Source organism: Mesorhizobium hawassense, assembly GCF_003289945.1.
Taxonomy (GTDB): domain Bacteria; phylum Pseudomonadota; class Alphaproteobacteria; order Rhizobiales; family Rhizobiaceae; genus Mesorhizobium; species Mesorhizobium hawassense.
The window spans coordinates 426,964-446,150 of the sequence record NZ_QMBP01000001.1; the positions used below are offsets into that span (position 1 = coordinate 426,964).

11 protein-coding genes are annotated in these 19,187 nt (G+C 64.4%); 4 read left to right on the forward strand and 7 right to left on the reverse strand.

The genetic code is table 11. The features are described from left to right. Positions 1 to 185: 185 nt before the first annotated feature. The 4 genes from DPM33_RS01905 (at position 186) to DPM33_RS01920 (ending at position 7,503) form a co-directional block, all read left to right on the forward strand. Entirely contained in the window at positions 186 to 1,826 is a 1,641-nt protein-coding gene (locus DPM33_RS01905; protein WP_112095194.1) for an acyl-CoA synthetase, read from the forward strand. A gap of 447 nt (positions 1,827 to 2,273) precedes the next feature. Next, entirely contained in the window at positions 2,274 to 2,879 is a 606-nt protein-coding gene (locus DPM33_RS01910; protein WP_112095195.1) for a TetR/AcrR family transcriptional regulator, read from the forward strand. 118 nt (positions 2,880 to 2,997) lie between these two features. After that, positions 2,998 to 4,098, forward strand: coding sequence for an efflux RND transporter periplasmic adaptor subunit (locus DPM33_RS01915; protein ID WP_208648357.1), 1,101 nt, complete (start codon positions 2,998 to 3,000; stop codon positions 4,096 to 4,098). A 249-nt stretch (positions 4,099 to 4,347) separates the two neighbouring features. After that, positions 4,348 to 7,503: an efflux RND transporter permease subunit gene (locus tag DPM33_RS01920; RefSeq protein ID WP_112095197.1), complete on the forward strand. Its 3,156-nt coding sequence runs from the start codon at positions 4,348 to 4,350 to the stop codon at positions 7,501 to 7,503. Between the two features lie 290 nt (positions 7,504 to 7,793). Here DPM33_RS01920 and DPM33_RS01925 read toward each other — a convergent pair whose 3' ends face one another. The 7 genes from DPM33_RS01925 to glnT form a co-directional block, all read right to left on the reverse strand. Next, positions 7,794 to 9,503 carry a trimethylamine N-oxide permease gene (locus tag DPM33_RS01925; protein WP_112095198.1) on the reverse strand — a complete coding sequence of 570 codons (1,710 nt, stop codon included), beginning with the start codon at positions 9,501 to 9,503 and terminating at the stop codon, positions 7,794 to 7,796. Between the two features lie 362 nt (positions 9,504 to 9,865). Next, the gene (locus DPM33_RS01930; protein WP_112095199.1) at positions 9,866 to 12,235 is read right to left on the reverse strand and encodes a trimethylamine N-oxide demethylase; all 2,370 of its coding nucleotides are present in this window, start codon (positions 12,233 to 12,235) and stop codon (positions 9,866 to 9,868) included. Positions 12,236 to 12,582: 347 nt separating this feature from the next. Beyond that, the gene (locus tag DPM33_RS01940) at positions 12,583 to 13,203 is read right to left on the reverse strand and encodes a sarcosine oxidase subunit gamma (RefSeq protein WP_112095898.1); all 621 of its coding nucleotides are present in this window, start codon (positions 13,201 to 13,203) and stop codon (positions 12,583 to 12,585) included. Then, positions 13,196 to 16,177, reverse strand: a complete 2,982-nt coding sequence (locus tag DPM33_RS01945; protein ID WP_112095201.1) for a sarcosine oxidase subunit alpha — start codon at positions 16,175 to 16,177, stop codon at positions 13,196 to 13,198. Before DPM33_RS01945 ends, DPM33_RS01940 begins: the two co-directional genes overlap by 8 nt. Continuing rightward, complete coding sequence (locus DPM33_RS01950; RefSeq protein WP_112095202.1) at positions 16,177 to 16,452, reverse strand: sarcosine oxidase subunit delta; 276 nt, start codon at positions 16,450 to 16,452, stop codon at positions 16,177 to 16,179. Before DPM33_RS01950 ends, DPM33_RS01945 begins: the two co-directional genes overlap by 1 nt. A gap of 15 nt (positions 16,453 to 16,467) precedes the next feature. Beyond that, positions 16,468 to 17,721 carry a sarcosine oxidase subunit beta family protein gene (locus DPM33_RS01955; RefSeq protein ID WP_112095203.1) on the reverse strand — a complete coding sequence of 418 codons (1,254 nt, stop codon included), beginning with the start codon at positions 17,719 to 17,721 and terminating at the stop codon, positions 16,468 to 16,470. Between the two features lie 92 nt (positions 17,722 to 17,813). Next, entirely contained in the window at positions 17,814 to 19,121 is a 1,308-nt protein-coding gene (gene glnT / locus DPM33_RS01960) for a type III glutamate--ammonia ligase (RefSeq protein WP_112095204.1), read from the reverse strand. Between the last annotated feature and the right edge of the window lie 66 nt (positions 19,122 to 19,187).

Sequence of the window (19,187 nt, forward strand, 5' to 3'; positions counted from 1 at the left end):
TTAGTCACGGCTCTCGACAAAAGTCAAATTTGGATGTGCGGAAGGCGATCGCCTCTCGGCGGGGGCGGATCGTGGATCGCCATTCCACCAAGCTGGCGCAGCATAGCATTTTCAGCCATTCAGGGGGATGGCTTGACGACAGGCCTAAGGTTAGAAAGTTCGAAAAGAACTTTGGGGAGAACGGGATGGCCAATCCCTACGAACAGGATCTCGACAGGAACGCCGCCAACCACCAGCCGCTGACGCCGCTCACCTATCTCGAGCGCGCGGCCAGGACCTATCCCGACCATATTGCCATCATCCATGGCAGCCAGCGCATCACTTACCGCGATTTCTGGCGCCGCTCGCTGAAGCTCGCCTCGGCGCTTGCGAAGCGCGGCATCGGCAAGGGCGATACGGTGACGGTGATGCTGTCGAACACGCCGCCGATGCTGGAGGCGCATTTCGGCGTGCCGATGACCAAGGCGGTGCTGCATTCGCTGAACACCCGCCTCGACGCTGCCGTCATCGCTTTCCAGCTCGACCATGCCGAGACCAAGGTGCTGATCGTCGACCGCGAATTCTCGGGTGTGGTCAAGGAGGCGCTGGCCTTGGCCAAAGCCAAGCCATTGGTCATCGACTATGACGATCCCGACTACGCCGCCGATGCGCCCTATCCGAAGGGCGAGCGGATCGGCACGCTCGACTATGAGGATTTTCTCGCCGGCGGCGACGAGGCTTTCGCCTGGTCGATGCCGGATGACGAATGGGACGCCATCTCGCTCAACTATACCTCGGGCACGACGGGCAATCCGAAGGGCGTCGTCTACCATCACCGCGGTGCCGCCCTGATGGCCTACACCAACACCATCCATGCCGGCATGGCCAAGCACGCCGTCTATCTGTGGACGCTGCCGATGTTCCACTGCAACGGCTGGTGCTTCCCCTGGACGCTTGCCGTGCAGGCCGGCACCCATGTCTGCCTGCGCTGGGTGCGGGCAAAGCCGATGTACGACGCCATCGCCGACCATGGCGTCACCCATCTCTGCGGTGCGCCGATAGTCATGTCGGTGCTGATCAACGCCAAGGACGAAGACAAGCGCGAATTCCCGCAGACCGTCACCTTCAACACCGCCGCGGCACCCCCGCCCGAGGCCGTGCTGTCCGGCATGGCCGACGCCGGCTTCGCCGTCACCCATCTCTACGGCCTGACCGAAACCTACGGCCCGGCGGTCGTCAACGAATGGCACAATGAATGGGACGCGCTGGACAAGGGTCCGAGGACGCAGAAGAAGGCGCGCCAGGGCGTACGCTACGCCTCGCTCGAGGGGCTGACGGTGATGGACCCTCAGACGATGGTGGAGACGCCGGCCGATGGCGAGACCATCGGTGAGGTCATGTTCCGCGGCAACATCGTCATGAAGGGCTATCTGAAGAATAGGAAGGCCACCGACGAAGCCTTCGGCGGCGGCTGGTTCCACTCCGGCGATCTCGGCGTCATGCATCCCGACGGCTACATCCAGCTCAAGGACCGCTCCAAGGACATCATCATATCGGGCGGCGAGAACATTTCCTCCATCGAGGTCGAGGACGCGCTTTACAAGCACCCGTCCGTCGCCTCCTGCGGCGTGGTTGCCCGCGCCGACGACAAATGGGGCGAGGTGCCGGTCGCCTATGTCGAGCTGAAGCCGGGCAAGGCCGCGACCGAGGCCGAGATCATCGAGCACTGCCGCGGGTTGCTTGCGCGCTTCAAGGTGCCGAAGGCGGTGGTGTTCGCGGAAATCCCGAAGACGTCGACGGGGAAGATCCAGAAGTTCCGGCTGCGGGAAATGGCGAAGGGGGCGTAGTACGCTCCTTCCAGTATGGCCGTGACGCCGACAGTTTGCGCCAGCATCCGCGGCGTCGTCATCCTAGGGTGGAGCAGTCGCGAAGCGACGTCGCGGAAACCCTAGGATCCATGCCGTGACCTCGCGGCAGTGCTCCGGCGGTCGAGAATAGCTTGCAACGGACGGGCAGTGCCGAGCCGGCGTAACTTATTGATACCGTGCCATTCTTCGGTCGATGTTCCGGCATGGATCCTCGGGTCTGCGCGCGTCGCTTCGCTCCTTGCTTCGCCCGTGGATGACGACGGCACAGGCGTTAACGGCTAATCGCCATCGTCGCCCTGCCGACCCTCGCAACTGTCACCATCTGTCACCAATTATACGCGTACGTCGATTTCGCGTTGACTCCTCGCTGCTTTCGTTTTACGACTGACGAAAATTGAAATTCATCACTAGTCAAACGAAAGCGCTATGTCAGAAGCCGCCAACATCGTGGCAGACCCCGCCAGACAGGAGAATGTGACCCGCATTCTCGACTGCGCCGAGCGGCTGTTCCGCCATTACGGCTACGGCAAGACCAATGTTGCCGACATCGCCCGCGAGCTTGGCATGTCTCCGGCCAACATCTACCGCTTCTTTGCCTCCAAGGTGGAGATCCACCAGGCCGTCTGCGGTCGCATGCTCGGCGCCAGCTACAAGATGGCTTACGAGATCATGCATCTGCCGATCAGCGCCGAGGAGCGGCTGCGGCGCTACATCCATGCCCAGTACAAGATGACGCTGGAGGTCATGCTCGACCAGGAGAAGGTGCATGAGATGGTCATCGTCGCGCTGGAGCGCGACTGGGGCGTCATCGACAAGCATGTCAACAGCATCCACGACCTGTTCGCCGAAGTGATCCGCGACGGCATCGCGACCGGCGAGTTCAGGGAACAGGATCCAGAAACGGCCTCGCGCTGCTTCGGCGCCGCGACCGTCATTCTGTGCCACCCGCAGATGGTGGCGCAGTGCCTCGCCAAGACCAACCGGGCGATGCCCGACGAGCTTATCGACTACGCCATCAGGGCCTTGAAATAGAAGCTGCCCGCCGGGCGCGGTATCGACAGATCATCTCCAGTTCGGGAGCGTTAAGGTGTCTTTGTCCAGTTCCATCCTCCGCAAGCTGCCGGCCGCCGGCCTCCCAGCCGCCGCCATCATGGTCGCGGCGCTCGGCCTCGCCGGTTGCAGCCAGGAGAAGGCCGAGATCGTCCAGGAAATCGTCCGGCCGGTGAAGGTCGTCGAGATCGGCGAGGCGCAGACCACCCGCCAGCTCGAATATTCCGGTTCGGTGCGCGCCCGCACCGAGATGAATCTCGGCTTCCGCATCGCCGGCAAGGTCACCGAGCGTCTGGTCGACATTGGCCAGCATGTGAACGAGGGCGACGTGCTAGCCCGCGTCGATCCTTCCGACTACCAGCTTTCGGTGAAGAGCGCCGCGGCGAGCCTCGACGCCGCCGAGCGCCAGGTCGAGACGGTCGACCTCGCCAGGACGCGCGCCGAGCAGCTCTATGCCAAGAATTTCGCGCCGAAGTCGCAGCTCGATCAGGCGCGGCTGACCTACGACCAGGCCGTGGCGACGCGCGATGCCGCTCGCTCGACACTGGCGCAGGCACAGAACCAGGTCCAGTACGCCGATCTCAAGGCCAGCAAGAACGGCATCGTCACCGCGATTTCGGCCGATGTCGGCCAGGTGGTCGCCGCCGGCACGCCGGTGATGACGGTTGCGGTCGACGGCGAGAAGGAAGTGTCGATCGCCGTGCCGGAGATGGACATCGCCGGCTTCAAGCCCGGCAAGGAAGTCAAGGCGAGTTTCTGGTCGGACGAGGGCTTGACGCTTGACGGCAAGGTCCGCGAAGTCGCCGGCAGTGCCGATCCGCAATCGCGCACCTTCGCGGTCCGGGTTTCGCTGCCCAACGATCCGCGCGTGCTGCTCGGCATGACCGCCAATGTTGAGGCGACTGTCGGCAACAAGACGCAGCTTGTGTCGGTCCCGCTCACGGCGATGACGGAGAAGGACGGCAAGCAGATCGTCTGGACGGTCGATCGCGGCTCCGACACCGTCCATCCGCGCCCGATCAAGGTCGCGAACTTCACCGCTGACGGCGTCGCAGTGGCCGACGGCCTCAAACAGGGCGATGTCGTGGTCGCGGCCGGCACGCAGTTCATGACCGAGAATCTGAAGGTCAAGCTTTCCGGCGACGCCCAGCAATCCGCCTCGGCGGAGGACGACGTCGCCACGACTGGCAGCCTGCACTAACCAGGCGCAAAGAACGCCTTTCCCGCTCTCGCGGCGTCAAGCCGCGAGCCGGGGAGGGCATGGGTTCCGGGCGGCGGACGCCCGATCGCGGGACGCCGGCATGTTGGCTTCCCCCGCGGCAGTGCCGCGTCCAGCGCGATTGCGTTTCTCTCTCCGCTCGAGGGGTCTCGCCGCCCGGAAACCCGATCGAGAATTCATGGAACTGCGTGGCAAGCCTGGCTTGCCGATCAATTGGACTGGACTTGTGCCATGACCACCACGACCGACAGCAGCACTGAAAAGCGGCCCTTCAACCTCTCGCGCTGGGCGATCGGACATCCGAGCATCGCGCGCTTCCTGTTCGGGCTGATCATCCTTGCCGGCGCGCTCGGCCTGATGCGCATGGGCCAGAAGGAAGACCCGGACTTCACCTTCCGCGTCATGGTCGTGCAGGCGATCTGGCCGGGCGCCTCGATCCAGGACATGGAGGACCAGGTCGTCAACAAGATCGAGCGCAAGCTGCAGGAAACGCCGCATCTCGATTTCGTGCGCTCCTACACCCGCGCCGGCAGCGCCATCATCACGCTGCAGGTGAAAGGCGACACCAACGCCGAGGAGGTGAAGGACGCCTTCTATCAGGTGCGCAAGAAGGTCGGCGACATTTCAAGCGACCTTCCGCAGGGCCTGCTCGGTCCGTATTTCAACGACGAGTTCGGCGACACCTTCATCACGCTGCATTCGATCAGCGGCGACGGCTTCACCTATCCGGAGCTGAAGAAATTCGCCATCCAGGCGCGCGACATGCTGCTGACGACGCCGGGCGTCGAAAAGGCGGTCATCATCGGCGACCAGCCGGAGAAGATCTATATCGACGTCTCCTCCAAGGCGCTGGCCGAGCGCGGCCTGACCATTGTCGACCTGCAGAACGCCGTCAAAGGACAGAACGCCGTCGATCCGGCGGGTTCCGTGGACACCGGCCTGCGCTCGGTGCGCATCTCGGTCGAGGGCGACGTCACCAAGGCCGCCGACATCCGCGAGCTGAGACTGCGCTCCGGCACCCAGGTGACACGTCTCGGCGACATCGCCACCGTCTCGTCCGGCCTCGAGGACCCTTACGAGCGCAAATACCGCTTCAACGGCCACGAGAGCGTCCAGCTCGGCGTCGTCATGGCCAAGGGTTTCAACGTCAGGGACGTCGGCAAGGATGTGGAGGCCACCTACCAGCGCTTCGAGGCCGGGCTGCCCTACGGCGTATCGGTCGACCAGATCTCCGACCAGCCCGAGGTCGTCAAGGATGCGGTGAGCGAGTTCATGGAAGCGCTCGGCGAAGCGCTGCTCATCGTGCTTGCCGTCTCGCTGCTGTCGATTGGCTGGCGCTCAGGCCTCGTGATCGCCATCGCAATCCCGCTGGTTCTGGCCGCTACCTTCGCCATCATGTACGAGATCGGCATCGACCTGCAGCGCATCTCGCTCGGCGCCTTGATCATCGCGCTCGGCCTGTTGGTCGACGACGCTATGATCGTCGTCGAGATGATGGAGCGAAAGCTTGAGGAAGGGCTGGTCAAGATCGAGGCGGCGAGCTTCGCCTACACCTCGACCGCCTTCCCGATGCTCACCGGCACGCTGATCACCACCGCGGGCTTCATCCCGGTCGGCTTCGCGGCGTCGACCGCCGGCGAATACGTGCGCACGCTGTTCTATGTCGTCGGCATCGCTCTGATCGTGTCGTGGTTCGTCGCGGTCTATTTCACGCCGTGGCTCGGCTACATGATCCTGAAGCAGCGCAAGCATGCCGGCACGCATCACGATGTCTTCGACACCGGCTTCTATCGCCGGCTGCGCGCGACGGTCACCTGGGCGGTGCGCCACCGCATCATCGTGCTGGTCATGACGCTGGTTACCTTCGCCACCAGCCTGTGGGCCTTCCAGTTCATCCCGCAGAACTTCTTTCCGCAGTCCTCGCGTCCGGAAATCCTGGTCGATCTGTGGCTGCCTGAAGGCACCTCGATCAAGGAGGTCGAGAAGCAGGCCCAGGCGCTGGAAGCCAAGATGATGGACGATCCCGACAAGCGCTTCATTGCCACCTATATCGGCGAAGGCGCGCCGCGCTTCTTCCTGCCGCTCGACCAGCAGCTCCGCAACCCCAACTTCGCCCAGTTGCTGGTGATGGCCAAGGACGAGCCGGCGCGCGAGCGGCTGATCGTCAAGATGCGCAGGATCCTGGCGCAGGATTTCCCCTCGATCCGCGGCAAGGTCGACCGCCTCTTCCTCGGTCCGCCGACCGGCTGGCCGGTGCAGATGCGCGTCATGGGTCCGGACCGCAAGGAGGTGCGTCGCATCGCCGACGAGGTGAAGGCCAAGTTCCAGGCCAACCCGTTGCTTGGCGCCATCCATGACGACTGGCTGGAGCCGGTGCCGGCAATGAAGCTGGTGATCGACCAGGATCGTGCCAGGGCGCTCGGCGTCACCTCGCAGCGCATCCGCCAGATGCTGCAGGCGACCATGTCCGGCGCGCCGCTCGACGACTTCCGCGACGGCGAGGAGACGGTCTCGATCGTCGCCCGCGAGCCGGACGCGACCCGCCACCTCCTGTCCTCGGTCGACTCGGTCTATATCCCCACCGATTTCGGCGGCTCGGTGCCGCTGTCGCAGGTGGCCAAGGTCGTGCCCGTGATGGAGCAGGGCATCGAATGGCGGCGCGACCGCCTGCCGACGATCAGCGTGCGCGCCACGCTGCCGGATGGCGTCCAGTCGAACGACGTCGTCACCAAGATGTACAACGACATGAAGGACCTGCGCGCCGGCCTGGCGCCCGGCTACAAAATCGAAATCCAGGGCGGCGCAGAGGACTCGGCCGAGAGCCAGGCCTCGATCGCCGCCAAGGCGCCGATCATGCTCGCCATCATCGTCGTGCTCCTGATGGTCCAGCTGCAGCATTTCGGCAAATCGATGCTGGTGCTGGCGACCGGTCCGCTGGGCATCATCGGCGCCGCGGCGGCGCTCCTGATCAGCGGCGCGCCGTTCGGCTTCGTCGCCATCCTCGGCGTCATTGCCCTGCTCGGCATCATCATGCGCAACTCGATCATCCTCGTCGACCAGATAGACCAGGATATCGCGGCCGGCATGGAGCGATCAGAGGCGATCGTGGGCGCTGCCGTGCGCCGCTTCCGGCCTATCATGCTGACGGCGCTGACCGCCGTGCTGGCGCTGATCCCGATCTCGCGCGCCGTGTTCTGGGGGCCACTGGCCTACGCCATGATGGGCGGCATCCTGGTCGCCACCGTGCTCACCATCCTGGTGCTGCCGGCCGGCTATGCCCTGTTCTTTGGCCGGGAGCCGAAGAAGGCGAAGACCGACGAGCAGTCGCCCGAGCCGGAACAGATCGAAGGCATTGAAAGACCGCAGCTGGCACTCGCCGCGGAGTAGAGCATGATCCCGAAAAGTGCACGGCGGTTTTTGCTGCGCTGACCTTCGGTTCGGAAAAGATCATGCTCAAACGATAAGGTGGCAACCTTGGATCATCCGCCATCGGCGAAAGCCGTTGGCGGATGATCCGCAATGCAGGGGTCTCGCCGGGCGAAAATGCTCCGCGGCAAGCCTTCCGAACCGCTTCTTCGAAACAAGGCGGTACGCAAAGCGCCGAATAGAACCTGTTCACGGCCGGCGCAAAAAAACGGGCGCGGCGAAGCGCGCCCGTTTCCTTTCAGGTTGCCAGGTCAGATGACGAACACCCAGTTGGCGATCAGCATCACCACCACACCGGCCGCGAGCGTCAGGTAGGGCAGCATGCCCGCCTTCTTGACCGAGAGGTCGGCGCCCGTCATGCCGAGATCGGCCAGCATGTGGTCGGGGAATTTGCCGCCGTCCTGGATGTAGTGGCGGAAGCAGAACACCGGGATGATGAGCGCCGCGGTGATCAGGCCGGCCCACAGCGCCATCGGGTTCCACACTTTGGCGCCGGCGCCCATGAAGATCGCGTTGACATAGGCGAAGATGGCTCCGATGCCGAGCAGCCAGCTCGGCGCCTTCCATGGGCGGTTGATGTGGCCGTTGTCGATGCGATGGATCCAGCCGGCATTGAGGTTGAGGAAGTTGAAGATGATGTAGCCGCAGTTCGACACGGCGAGGATGAAGAAGAAGCTCGTCGCGTCGGCCGAGGCGATCGCCAGAACGGCCAGGTTGAAGCAGAGGTCGGTCCACATCGCCCTTGTCGGCGCGCCGTGTTCGTTGACGTGGCTGAGATAGCGCGGCAGCCAGCCGTCGACCGAGCCCTGGTAGAGCGTGCGCGAGGAGCCGGCCATCGCCGTCATGATGCACAGCACCAGCGCCAGGATCATCAGCATCACCAGCAGGGCGTGGATCAGCTTGCCGCCGCCGACCATGCCGGCCAGTGCGTCTGCGACGCCCGAGCCGTCGACGATCGGCGTCGCCAGCATGCCGTTGAGGCCCAGCACGCCCTGGAAGGTGAAGGGCACCAGGATGAAGAGCAGCATGCAGAGCAGGCCCGAATAGAAGATCGCCTTGAAGGTGTCGGTGCCGGGGTTCTTGAACTCCGACGTGTAGCAGACCGCGGTCTCGAAGCCGTAGGTCGACCATGCGGCGATGAACATGCCGCCGAGCGCCAGCGTCCAGCCGGCGATGTTCCATGAGCCTGGATCAGGTGCATAGGCGGCCGCGAGCGGCACCAGCGGCGAGAAATTCGCCCAGTCGATCTGGCCGGTGAAGATCGGCACGACGCCGACGATCAGCATCGGGATGATGACCAGCAGGCCAATATATTTCTGCACGTTGGCCGTGCCGAGGATACCTCGGTGCTGGATGGCGAAGATGACCAGCATCAGCACCGCACCGATGAAGAAGGTGGCGTTGAGCGTGAACGAGACGGGCCCGAGCGTGTGGCTGAACAGCGTCCAGTTGCGGATCGCCGGCGTCGCTGCGGCGGCCACCGCGGTGATGGCGTCGGCCGGTGCGGTTCCGGCATGCGCCGCGATATAGGCGACCACTTCCGGCGAGGTCTCGCTGAAGACCGGGATCGGCGCCAGCGCGTTGAGGATGTAGGCGGCGGCGATCGAGCAGCCGAGCGACAGCACGGGCGACCAGGCGAACCAGTTGCACCACACCGACAGCGGCGCGATGAACTTCGAGTAGCGCAGCCAGGCAGTTGCGCCGTAGATCGAGGCGCCGCCCGACTTGTTCGGGAACAGGCCGGCGATCTCGGCATAGGTGAAGGATTGCAGGAAGCCCATGATCATGGACACCGTCCAGATCACGAAGGCGAGTTTTCCTGTCGTGCCGGCAATGCCGCCGATCGAGAACAGAACCAGCGCCGGAACGCCGCTTGCCACCCAGAACGCGCCACGCCAATCTATATGCCTGAGCAGCTTGCTGTCGGCAGGCTGCTCCAGGGCCGTGCTTATGGTGCTCATATGTTTGTATTCCCCTTTTTGTTGTTCCCCGCCAGCGACGCTTCGGCTCTCGCGAAGCTTGCTCCCCGGCACATGATCGGCACGATTGTCGTGTTTCCACTCAGTCGTATTTTTTTCTTAAGAGTGAAGATTGATCCGGCGCGCTTTCGCGTCAAGCGTTTTGTGAATGTCATGCACATCACGCTTGCGAAACATGCTCTTTCCCTTCTCCCTTGTGGGAGAAGGTGTCGCCGAAGGCGACGGATGAGGGGTGTTCCAGCGGAGTGAGGCGTCGGCGTTCCCTGGAACACCCCTCATCCGTCTCGGCGCTTGCGTGCCGATCCACCTTCTCCCACAAGGGAAGAAGGCAAGGGTTGCCGCTATCAGGACCGCGGCTTGGTCTTCTGCGGATCGTAATGGGCGAAGGCGACGACTCGCGCCGGCAGCCGCTTGGCGTGGCCGTCGAGCTTGCCGATCTCGACTTCCGTGCCGATTTCGGCGTGGGTGACGTCGAGCCGCGCCAGCGCGATGTTCTTGCCGAGCACCGGCGAGCGCATGCCGGAGGTGACGACGCCGATCTGGGCGCGGCCGACATGGACGCAGTCGCCATGGCCGACGGCGACATTGGCGTCGATGTCGAGCCCGACGAGCTTGTGTTGCGGATGCTCCTTGCGCCGGATCAGCGCGTCGCGGCCGATGAAGTCGTCGGCCTTGGTCTTGAGCGGCACGGTGAAGCCGATGCCGGCCCCGAACGGATCGGTCTGGTCGGAGAACTCGTAGCCGGCGAAGATCAGCCCGGCCTCGATGCGCACCATGTCGAGCGCCTGCAGCCCCATCGGCTTCAGCCCGTGCGGCTGGCCGGCTTCCCAGACGGTGTCGAACACCTTTTCGGCGTCGCGCGGATGGCACCAGATCTCGTAGCCGAGTTCGCCCGTATAGCCGGTGCGCGAGACCACGACCGGCACGCCATTGCCGCCGCCGATGCGCGCGACCGCGAAGCGGAACCATTCGAGCTCGCCGATCGAGGGCTGCACCGGCGAAGTCCAGACGACTTCCTTCAAGATGTCGCGGCTCTTCGGCCCCTGCACGGCGATGTTGTGCATCTGGTCGGTGGAGGAGCGCACCAGCACGTTGAGGCCGAGTTTCTTGGCGGTGTCGCGCAGCCATTCGCCGGAGAGATCATCGCCGCCGACCCAGCGGAAATTGTCCTTGCCGAGTCTCAGCAGCGTGCCGTCGTCGATCATGCCGCCATGCTCGTAGCACATCGCGGTATAGACGACCTGGCCGACGCCGAGCCTCTTGACGTCGCGGGTCAGCGTGTATTGCAGCAGCGCTTCGGCATCGGGTCCGGTGACCTCGAATTTGCGCAGCGGCGACAGGTCCATGATCACCGCGTCCTGCCGGCAGGCCCAGTATTCGGCGATCGGCCCTTCCTTGGCGAAAGAATTGGCGAGCCAATATCCCCGGTATTCGACGAAGTCGCGCGTGTGCTTGGCAAAGCTCGAATGAAAGGCTGTCTCGCGGGTCATTTTCGGTTCCGAGTCGGGCTTCATGCGTCTGGCGATCGCTCGCGAGAATTTGTGCTGGCCGGAATAGCTGCGCACATGGATGTCGGTCAGGTCCCAGCCATTGGAGGGCGTGGTGTCGTCCGGGCAGGCCGAGGATACGCAAACGATGTCGGTCAGGGCCCTGAGCAGCACATAGTCGCCCGGCCGCGACCAAGGCTCGTCCGACACCATCACGCCATGCGCGTCGATTGCGGTGTTGAAGAAGAAGTTGATCGCCATCCAGCCGGCGCGCGGCGTCACGCCCTTGTCGGCAAGCGCCTTGTTGAAATTCTCCGAGCAGTTGACGTGGCCGGGATAGCCGATGTCATCGTAATATTTGGCGGCGCAGGCGAGCGCGAAGGCGTCGTGCCGGCCGCATGTATCCTGCACCACCTCGACCAGCGGCTCCATGTCCTGGTCGTAGTATTTCGAATGCAGTCCCGGCATCGGATAGGCCGCGCCCATCAGGGTGCGGGTCGTCGTCACGTCGAGCGGCAGGTCGCTTCCCTTGTCCAGCTTGCGCGCCGAAAAACACTGGAAGTCGGTGCATTGCCGGCCATCGACGTCGATGATCTGCAGATAGTCGCCCGCCTTGACGAAATAGGATTCGGCGGTCGCCGAATGCACCCGGAGATCGAGCACCGGATCGGCGAGCGGATCGGGAAGCTGCGACCTGTTCTTCAGCCGGATCGTGGCGCGGCGCACCAGGACGGTCAGCGGCGTCGTGGTGTTGTGGCCGTCGACCAGCATCGGCCCGCCGGGCGCCGCGATCAGCAGCGCGCCGTCGCGCTGCACGGAAAAACTCTGCTCGACGCCGGCCGGCGTGGCGCCGCCGAACACGCGCACGGCCTTCGGCTGGTCGAGCTGCACGTTGCCGCACTCGAGGTTGAGGCGCAGCGCCGCGAGGCTGTCGTCGCCCTCGGCGAGCAGCGCCTTGATGCCGGCCGCGTTGCTGTTGGACCGCTCGCCGAAAATGCCCGGATCGGTGATGCCGGATTTGTCCCAAGCCAGCAACTCGCAAGGCTGGCCGCCCTCGACATTCGTGACACTCACGCTGTCGCCGGCCTCGACGTCGATCAGCACAGCGCCATTGCCTTGTACAGTGTAGCGCTCGACGCCCGGCGGCAGGCTGACCTGGCCCGGCCTCAGGATCAGACTCGGACGCGGCGGCCCGGACAGGACGGCAGGGTAGGGCGACTGGCTCATCTCAAACCCTCCTCCGAGCGAGAAACAAGTTTGCCTAAGGGTAAAATTATTTTCGCTCAGAGAATAGCAGCGAGGTTGAATTTGGCAAGGTGGAGTTGGTTTTCGGCCCCCTCAACGCTTTGATCTCTGCCGGTCCTATCGCGTGAACGTCGGCGCTGCCCCTCATCGCCCTGCCGGGCACTTCTCCCCGTATAGTGACGGGGAGAAGGGGCTGTTTGGAACGCCGGCGCTTCTCCTGCAATGTTGGCGATTGGCGAAACCGGCGACAACAGCGTCCCTTCTCCCCGTCACTATACGGGGAGAAGATGCCGGCAGGCAGATGAGGGGCAGCGCCGAGTTTTGGTCCACTAAAGCTCCTCGGAATGGCTGATCGTGACGCCATACTCCGCGGCCGAGTCCAGAACCGTGTGCCACAGGCTTTCCGCAAAAGTCGCGAACACCAGCAGATTGAACACCGCCTGCCCGCCGCGATCTTGGCCGCGCCATAGCGTCACGCTCGTATGATCCATCGACGTGGCAGCGGCCGCACCCACGCCAAAAACATCGGGATGCAGATCGATCGACGACAGCTTGGCGAGCATCGTCCGCGCCTTCATTCCCGATATGCTGATCAGCGCCCGCGCATGCGACTGGTCGGAAAGCGAGGCCGAGCCGGCAAAGCCAGGGGCAAGTGCCTCGATTGAATGCTTGCCGCCTTTCGACAGGACGAAGAACTGATCCGGCCCCGACCATATAAGCGTGGCATCGGACGTGCCGATTGACTTCGGCGTCTCCGGCGCAGCGACACCGAAGCGCGCCTGCGCGGCCTGCGCCATCTCGCTTGCCTTGCCGCGCCGCGCCATCACCTGCACGAGGTCGAAATTGCGAATCTCGGTCAGCGCCACGCCGGCATCACCCTGTGCACCATAAGGGCCGGCTACCAGCGCGCGGTCGAGCGGGCTGCGGACCTCCCAGGAAAACTCAGCCACGCTGGAGCCCTCCATCGGGATCGTAGAAGACGGGATTGCAGAGTTCGACATCGTAGTCCTCGCCGCGCAGCGGGTCGTGCGCGCGCACGATCTCGCCTATGCGCTCGCGGCCGCGCTCGACGAGGCCGAGTCCGATCCACTGGTCGAGCACCGGCGAGAAGCAGACCGAGGTGACATAGCCCTGGTCGTTGTCCGGTCCGGGGACTTCGCCCTTCGGAATGACGTGCGCGCCGGAACGCAAACGTCGCGCCTTGTCGGTCGGCTTGATGCCGACGACCACCTGCCGGTTCGGCGCGACCAGCGCCTCGCGGCCGGCCATGACGCGGCCGATGAAATCCTTCTTGGTCGACATCATCTTGCCGAGGCCGAGATCGGCCGCCGTCGTGGTGCCGTTGAGCTCCGGTCCCGCGACATGGCCTTTTTCGATGCGCATCACGCCAAGCGCTTCGGTGCCGTAAGGCGTCACGCCGAACGGCTTGCCGGCAATCATCAGATTGCGCGCCATCGCTTCGCCATAACGCGCCGGCACCGAAATCTCGAAGGCCATCTCGCCGGAGAAGGAAATGCGGAACAGCCTGGCCGTCAGCCCGCCGCGCAGCTTGACCTCGCGCGCCCCCATGAACGGGAAGCCTTCGTTCGACAGGTCCTCGGCCGGGTCGACGATCTCCTTCAAGAGATCACGGGTCTTCGGCCCGGCGATCGAGAACTGCGCCCACTGGTCGGAGACCGAGGTCAACTGCACGTCGAGCCCGGGGAACAGGACCTGCCGGCAGAATTCCAGATGCTGCATGACCAGTCCGGCCTTCGCCGTCGTGGTGGTAAGGAAATAGTGGTCCTCGGCCAGACGCGACGTCGTGCCGTCGTCATAGACGAGGCCGTCCTCGCGCAGCATCAGGCCGTAGCGCGCCTTGCGGACGGCGAGGCTGGAGAAGGCGTTGATGTAGACGCGGTCGAGGAATGCGCCGGCGTCGGCGCCGTGCACGTCGATCTTGCCGAGCGTCGAGACATCGCAGAAGCCGACGCCTGAGCGCACCGCCTTGACCTCGCGCGTAACAGATTCCAGCCAGTCCTTCTCGCCGGCGCGCGGATACCATTGCGCGCGTTTCCACAAGCCCGTGTCGACGAAGATCGCACCCTGTTCGGCCGCCCAGTGATGCGACGGCGTCAGTCGCGTCGCATGGAAATTCTGGTCGCGGTGATGGCCGGCGAAGGCGCCGATGGCGACCGGCACGTAAGGCGGCCGATAGATCGTCGTGCCCGTCTCCGGGATCGATTTTCCGGTGACCGCCGCCATGATGGCGAGGCCGGCGACGTTGGAGGTCTTGCCTTGGTCGGTCGCCATGCCGAGCGTCGTGTAGCGCTTCAGGTGCTCGACCGACTCGAAACCCTCGCGCTGCGCCAGTTCGACGTCGGAAGCGGTGACGTCATGCTGCTGGTCGACGAAGGCCTTGCCCTTGCCGGCGACATGCCAGAGCGGCGTCAGCGAGAAGGCCGCGTCGTCGGCGACCGGCATCGAACCGGTACTGCCGGTGCGTCCGGCGTCGCGCGCCGCGGCCGTACCCGCTTCGAACCCTTCGCGCAGGCAGGCGCCGAGACCGAAGGCGCCGTTGGCCGCGCCCGCTGCGACCATGCCGGGCGGTGCGCCGTCCGGCACGAAGGCGGCGATGTCGTCGCTCCATTTCGGCCGGCCGCGATGGTAGGAGGTGAGGCCGACCGTGGGGTTCCAGCCACCGGACACGGCAAGCCCGTCCGCCTCGACTTCGGCACGGGCGCCGCCGGCCAACGATACCGAAATCTTGCGCACGCCGGTCTTGCCGCCGTCGACGCCGGCAACGGAGCCGTGCAGCACCGGGAAGCCACCCTTGCTGGCAAGCGAACGATGCGCCGGCGAAACGTCCGGCCGCGCATCGATCACCGCCGCCACTTGCAGTCCGGCCGCGATCGCCGTCTCGACTGTCCGCCAGCCATCCTCGTTGTTGGTGAACAGCGCGATGCGCCTGGCCGGCGTGGCGGCATAGCGGTTGATGTAGCTGCGCATCGCCGACGCCATCATCACGCCCGGCGTGTCGTTGCCGGCGAAGACGATGGGACGTTCGATCGAGCCCGCGGCAACGATGGAGCGCTTGGCCACGATGCGCCACAGCCGCTGCCGTACCTGGTGTTCCGGCGGCACCGGCAGATGGTCGTTGACGCGCTCGATCGCGCCATAGGTGCCGCCGTCATAAACGCCGAACAAAGTCGTGCGTGTCATGATGCGCACATCAGGCATCGTTGCCAGTTCGGCAAGCGTGCGCGCAACCCATTCGGCAGCTGGCAACCCGTCGATCGTGCCGCCATCGGCCAGCAGGCGCCCGCCGGGGACGAAATCCTCCTCGCACAAGATGACGCGCGCGCCGCTGCGGCCGGCGGCCAGAGCGGCTGCTAGCCCCGCCGGACCGGAACCTGCGATCACCACGTCGCAATGCGCCCAGGCCTTGTCGTAGTGGTCGGGGTCGGGGACCTGCGCTGCGCGGCCGAGGCCGGCGGCGCGACGGATCGCCGGCTCGTAGATCGCTTCCCAGAACTTCGCCGGCCACATGAAGGTCTTGTAGTAGAAGCCGGCGACGAAGATCGGCGCGAACAGCTGGTTGACCGACATGATGTCGAAGTTGAGCGACGGCCAGCGATTCTGGCTGGCAGCGTCTAGGCCGTCATAGAGCTCGGCCGTCGTCGCCCTGGTGTTTGGCTCGCGCCTTGCACCGCTACGCAATTCGACCAGCGCGTTCGGCTCTTCCGAGCCCGCCGTCAGGATGCCGCGCGGGCGGTGATATTTGAACGAGCGTCCGACCAGCTTGACGCCGTTGGCGACCAGCGCGGAGGCCAGCGTGTCGCCCTTGAAGCCAAAAAAAGTCTTGCCGTCGAAACGGAAATTGAGCGGTGCCGAGCGGTCGATGAGACCGCCATTGTTCAGCCGGTTTGCCTGATCGCCGCGCATTAAGCACCAACCTTGGCGGCGCCGGCGCCTGCCGCCGGCTCGACGGCCGAAATCTCATGCGTCAGCGTGTTGCGGGTGACCTTCAGCCAGGCCCGGCAGCCGGCGCCATGGTACCAGTGTTCGTTCATCACACCGGCAATGTTGTCGCGCAGATAGACATAGTCGTAGACGGCCTCCTCGCCGGCATCGGCCGCGGGGCGTTGCGGCTTGGCGTCGCCGAGATAGGTGAACTCGCCGAGTTCACGTTCGCCGCAGAAGGGACAGACAATACGCATGGTTTCGGGCTGTCCTCAGTGCAGGTTCGGTTGGGCGCCCTGGCCCTTCTCGTCGATCATCGCGCCGCGCTGGAAGCGGTCGAGGCGGAAGAGTGCCGCTTCCTTGTGCGACTCGTCGCGCGCCAGAAGGTGGGCAAAGACGAAGCCGGAGCCCGGCGTCGCCTTGAAGCCGCCATAGCACCAGCCGGCATTGATGTAGAGGCCGTCGACCGGGCTCTTGTCGATGATCGGCGAGCCGTCCATCGACATGTCCATGATGCCGCCCCACTGGCGCAACAGGCGCACGCGGCCGATCATCGGGATCAGCGCCATGCCGCCTTCGCAGACGTCTTCCATCACAGGCAGATTGCCGCGCTGGGCATAGGAATTGTAGCCGTCGATGTCGCCGCCGAAGACCAGGCCGCCCTTGTCCGACTGGCTGACATAGAAGTGTCCGGCGCCGAAGGTCATGACGCCGGGGATGAGCGGCTTGATCGCTTCGGAGACGAAGGCCTGCAGCACATGGCTTTCGATCGGCAGGCGAAGACCCGCCATCGCCGCAACGCGTGACGACGATCCGGCGACGGCCATGCCGACTTTGCCGGCGCCGATCTTGCCCCGTGACGTCTCGACGCCGGTCACCGTGCCATTGGCGTCGCGCGTGAAGCCGGTGACCTCGCAGTTCTGGATGATGTCGACGCCGAGTTCGCTCGCCGCATGCGCGTAGCCCCAGACCACGGCGTCGTGCCGCGCCGTGCCGCCGCGCCGCTGCAATAGCCCGCCCTGCACCGGGAAGCGTGCATGGTCGAAATTGAGGAACGGCAGCATCTTGCGCAGCGCCGCCTGATCGAGCAGTTCCGCGTCGATGCCATTGATGCGCATCGTGTTGCCGCGCCGGGCGAAAGCGTCGCGCTGCGCGTCGGAATGATAAAGATTGAGCACGCCGCGCTGGCTGACCATCGCGTTGTAGTTGAGGTCCTGCTCCATTTTCTCCCACAGCTTCATCGACAATTCGTAGAAGCCGGTGTTGCCGGGCAGGCCGTAATTGGAGCGGATGATGGTGGTGTTGCGGCCGGCATTGCCGGAGCCGATCCAGCCCTTTTCCAGCACCGCGACATTGCGGATGCCGAACTCGCTGGCCAGGAACCAGGCGGTGGCGAGCCCATGGCCGCCGCCGCCGATGATGATCACGTCGTAGCGATCCTTGGGTGCTGCGTCGCGCCAGGTCGGCTTCCAGTTCTTGTGGCCGGAGAGAGCGGCGCGGGCGAGCGAGAAGATCGAATATTTCATAAAATCATTCCAAGGCCGCTCGCCCCGCTAGAGCATGATGCCGAAAGGTGTGAAGCGGTTTTCGGACGACATCATGCTCCACTACAGGACGATCAGATGTCCAGCGTGTGGTCGCGCTCCCACTGCGTGAAGTGCGAAGCATAGGAATTCCATTCCTGGTGCTTCAGCTTTAGATATGCCGACGAGAATTCCTCACCCAGCGCCGCCTTGAGCGATTTGTCCTTGTCGAACTCGCGCAGCGCGTCGAGCAGGTTGAGCGGCAGTTTCGGCGCGCCCTTCACGGTGTGGCCGTACTGGTACATGTCGATGTCGTAGCGCTTGCCCGGATCGGCCTTGGAGCGGATGCCATCGAGACCGGCGGCAATGATCACCGCCTGCAAGAGATAGGGGTTGGCCGCGCCGTCCGGCAGGCGCAGCTCGAAGCGGCCGGGGCCGGGCACGCGCACCATGTGGGTACGGTTGTTGCCGGTCCAGGTCACCGTGTTCGGCGCCCAGGTCGCGCCCGAGATGGTACGCGGCGCGTTGATGCGCTTGTAGGAATTGACAGTCGGGTTGGTGATCGCGGCAAGCGCCGAGGCATGCTTCATGATGCCTCCGAGGAAGTTCTTGCCCTTGGCGGACAAGCCCAATTCCATCGAATTGTCGGCGAACACATTGGTCTTGCCTGATTTGTCCCACACCGAGATATGCGCATGGCAGCCATTGCCGGTCAGGCCCTGGAAGGGCTTCGGCATGAAGGTCGCGCGCAGGCCGTGCTTTTCCGCGATCGACTTGACCATGAACTTGAAGAAGGAGTGCTTGTCGGCGGTCGGCAGCGCGTCGTCGAACCGCCAGTTCATCTCGAACTGGCCGTTGGCGTCCTCATGGTCGTTCTGGTACGGGCCCCAGCCCAGCGCCAGCATATGGTCGCAGATCTCGGCGATCACGTCGTAGCGCCGCATCACCGCCTGCTGGTCATAGCAGGGTTTCGAGGCCGTGTCGTATTGGTCGGAGATCACGCTGCCGTCCGGCGAGATCAGGAAGAATTCGGCCTCGACGCCGGTCTTGACATGCATGCCTTCGGCCGCCGCCTCGGCGATCACCCGCTTCAGCGTGTTGCGCGGGGCCTGGTCGACCTCCTTGTCGTCCATGATGCAGTTGGCCGCCACCCAGGCGACGTCCTTCTTCCATGGCAGTTGGATCACCGAGTCCGGGTCCGGCACCGCCAGCATGTCGGGATGCGCCGGCGTCAGGTCGAGCCAGGTCGCGAAACCGGCAAAGCCCGCGCCTTCCTTCTGCATGTCGGCGATCGCCTGCGCCGGCACCAGCTTGGCGCGCTGGCCGCTGAACAGGTCGGTGTAGGAGATCATGAAATATTTTACGCCGTTCTCCTTGGCGAATGCGGCGAGATCGTTCCCCATTTATGCAGTTCCCTCGCGAATTTTGGATGCTGGTAGTCTGATGTCTTTGTTTTGAGGCCTGTCGTT

Coding starts and splice junctions, on each gene's coding strand:
- DPM33_RS01905 (WP_112095194.1), top strand. CDS start 186: ATGGCCAATCCCTACGAACAGGATCTCGACAGGAACGCCGCCAACCAC.
- DPM33_RS01910 (WP_112095195.1), top strand. CDS start 2,274: ATGTCAGAAGCCGCCAACATCGTGGCAGACCCCGCCAGACAGGAGAAT.
- DPM33_RS01915 (WP_208648357.1), top strand. CDS start 2,998: ATGGTCGCGGCGCTCGGCCTCGCCGGTTGCAGCCAGGAGAAGGCCGAG.
- DPM33_RS01920 (WP_112095197.1), top strand. CDS start 4,348: ATGACCACCACGACCGACAGCAGCACTGAAAAGCGGCCCTTCAACCTC.
- DPM33_RS01925 (WP_112095198.1), bottom strand. CDS start 9,503: ATGAGCACCATAAGCACGGCCCTGGAGCAGCCTGCCGACAGCAAGCTG.
- DPM33_RS01930 (WP_112095199.1), bottom strand. CDS start 12,235: ATGAGCCAGTCGCCCTACCCTGCCGTCCTGTCCGGGCCGCCGCGTCCG.
- DPM33_RS01945 (WP_112095201.1), bottom strand. CDS start 16,177: ATGCGCGGCGATCAGGCAAACCGGCTGAACAATGGCGGTCTCATCGAC.
- DPM33_RS01950 (WP_112095202.1), bottom strand. CDS start 16,452: ATGCGTATTGTCTGTCCCTTCTGCGGCGAACGTGAACTCGGCGAGTTC.
- DPM33_RS01955 (WP_112095203.1), bottom strand. CDS start 17,721: ATGAAATATTCGATCTTCTCGCTCGCCCGCGCCGCTCTCTCCGGCCAC.
- glnT (WP_112095204.1), bottom strand. CDS start 19,121: ATGGGGAACGATCTCGCCGCATTCGCCAAGGAGAACGGCGTAAAATAT.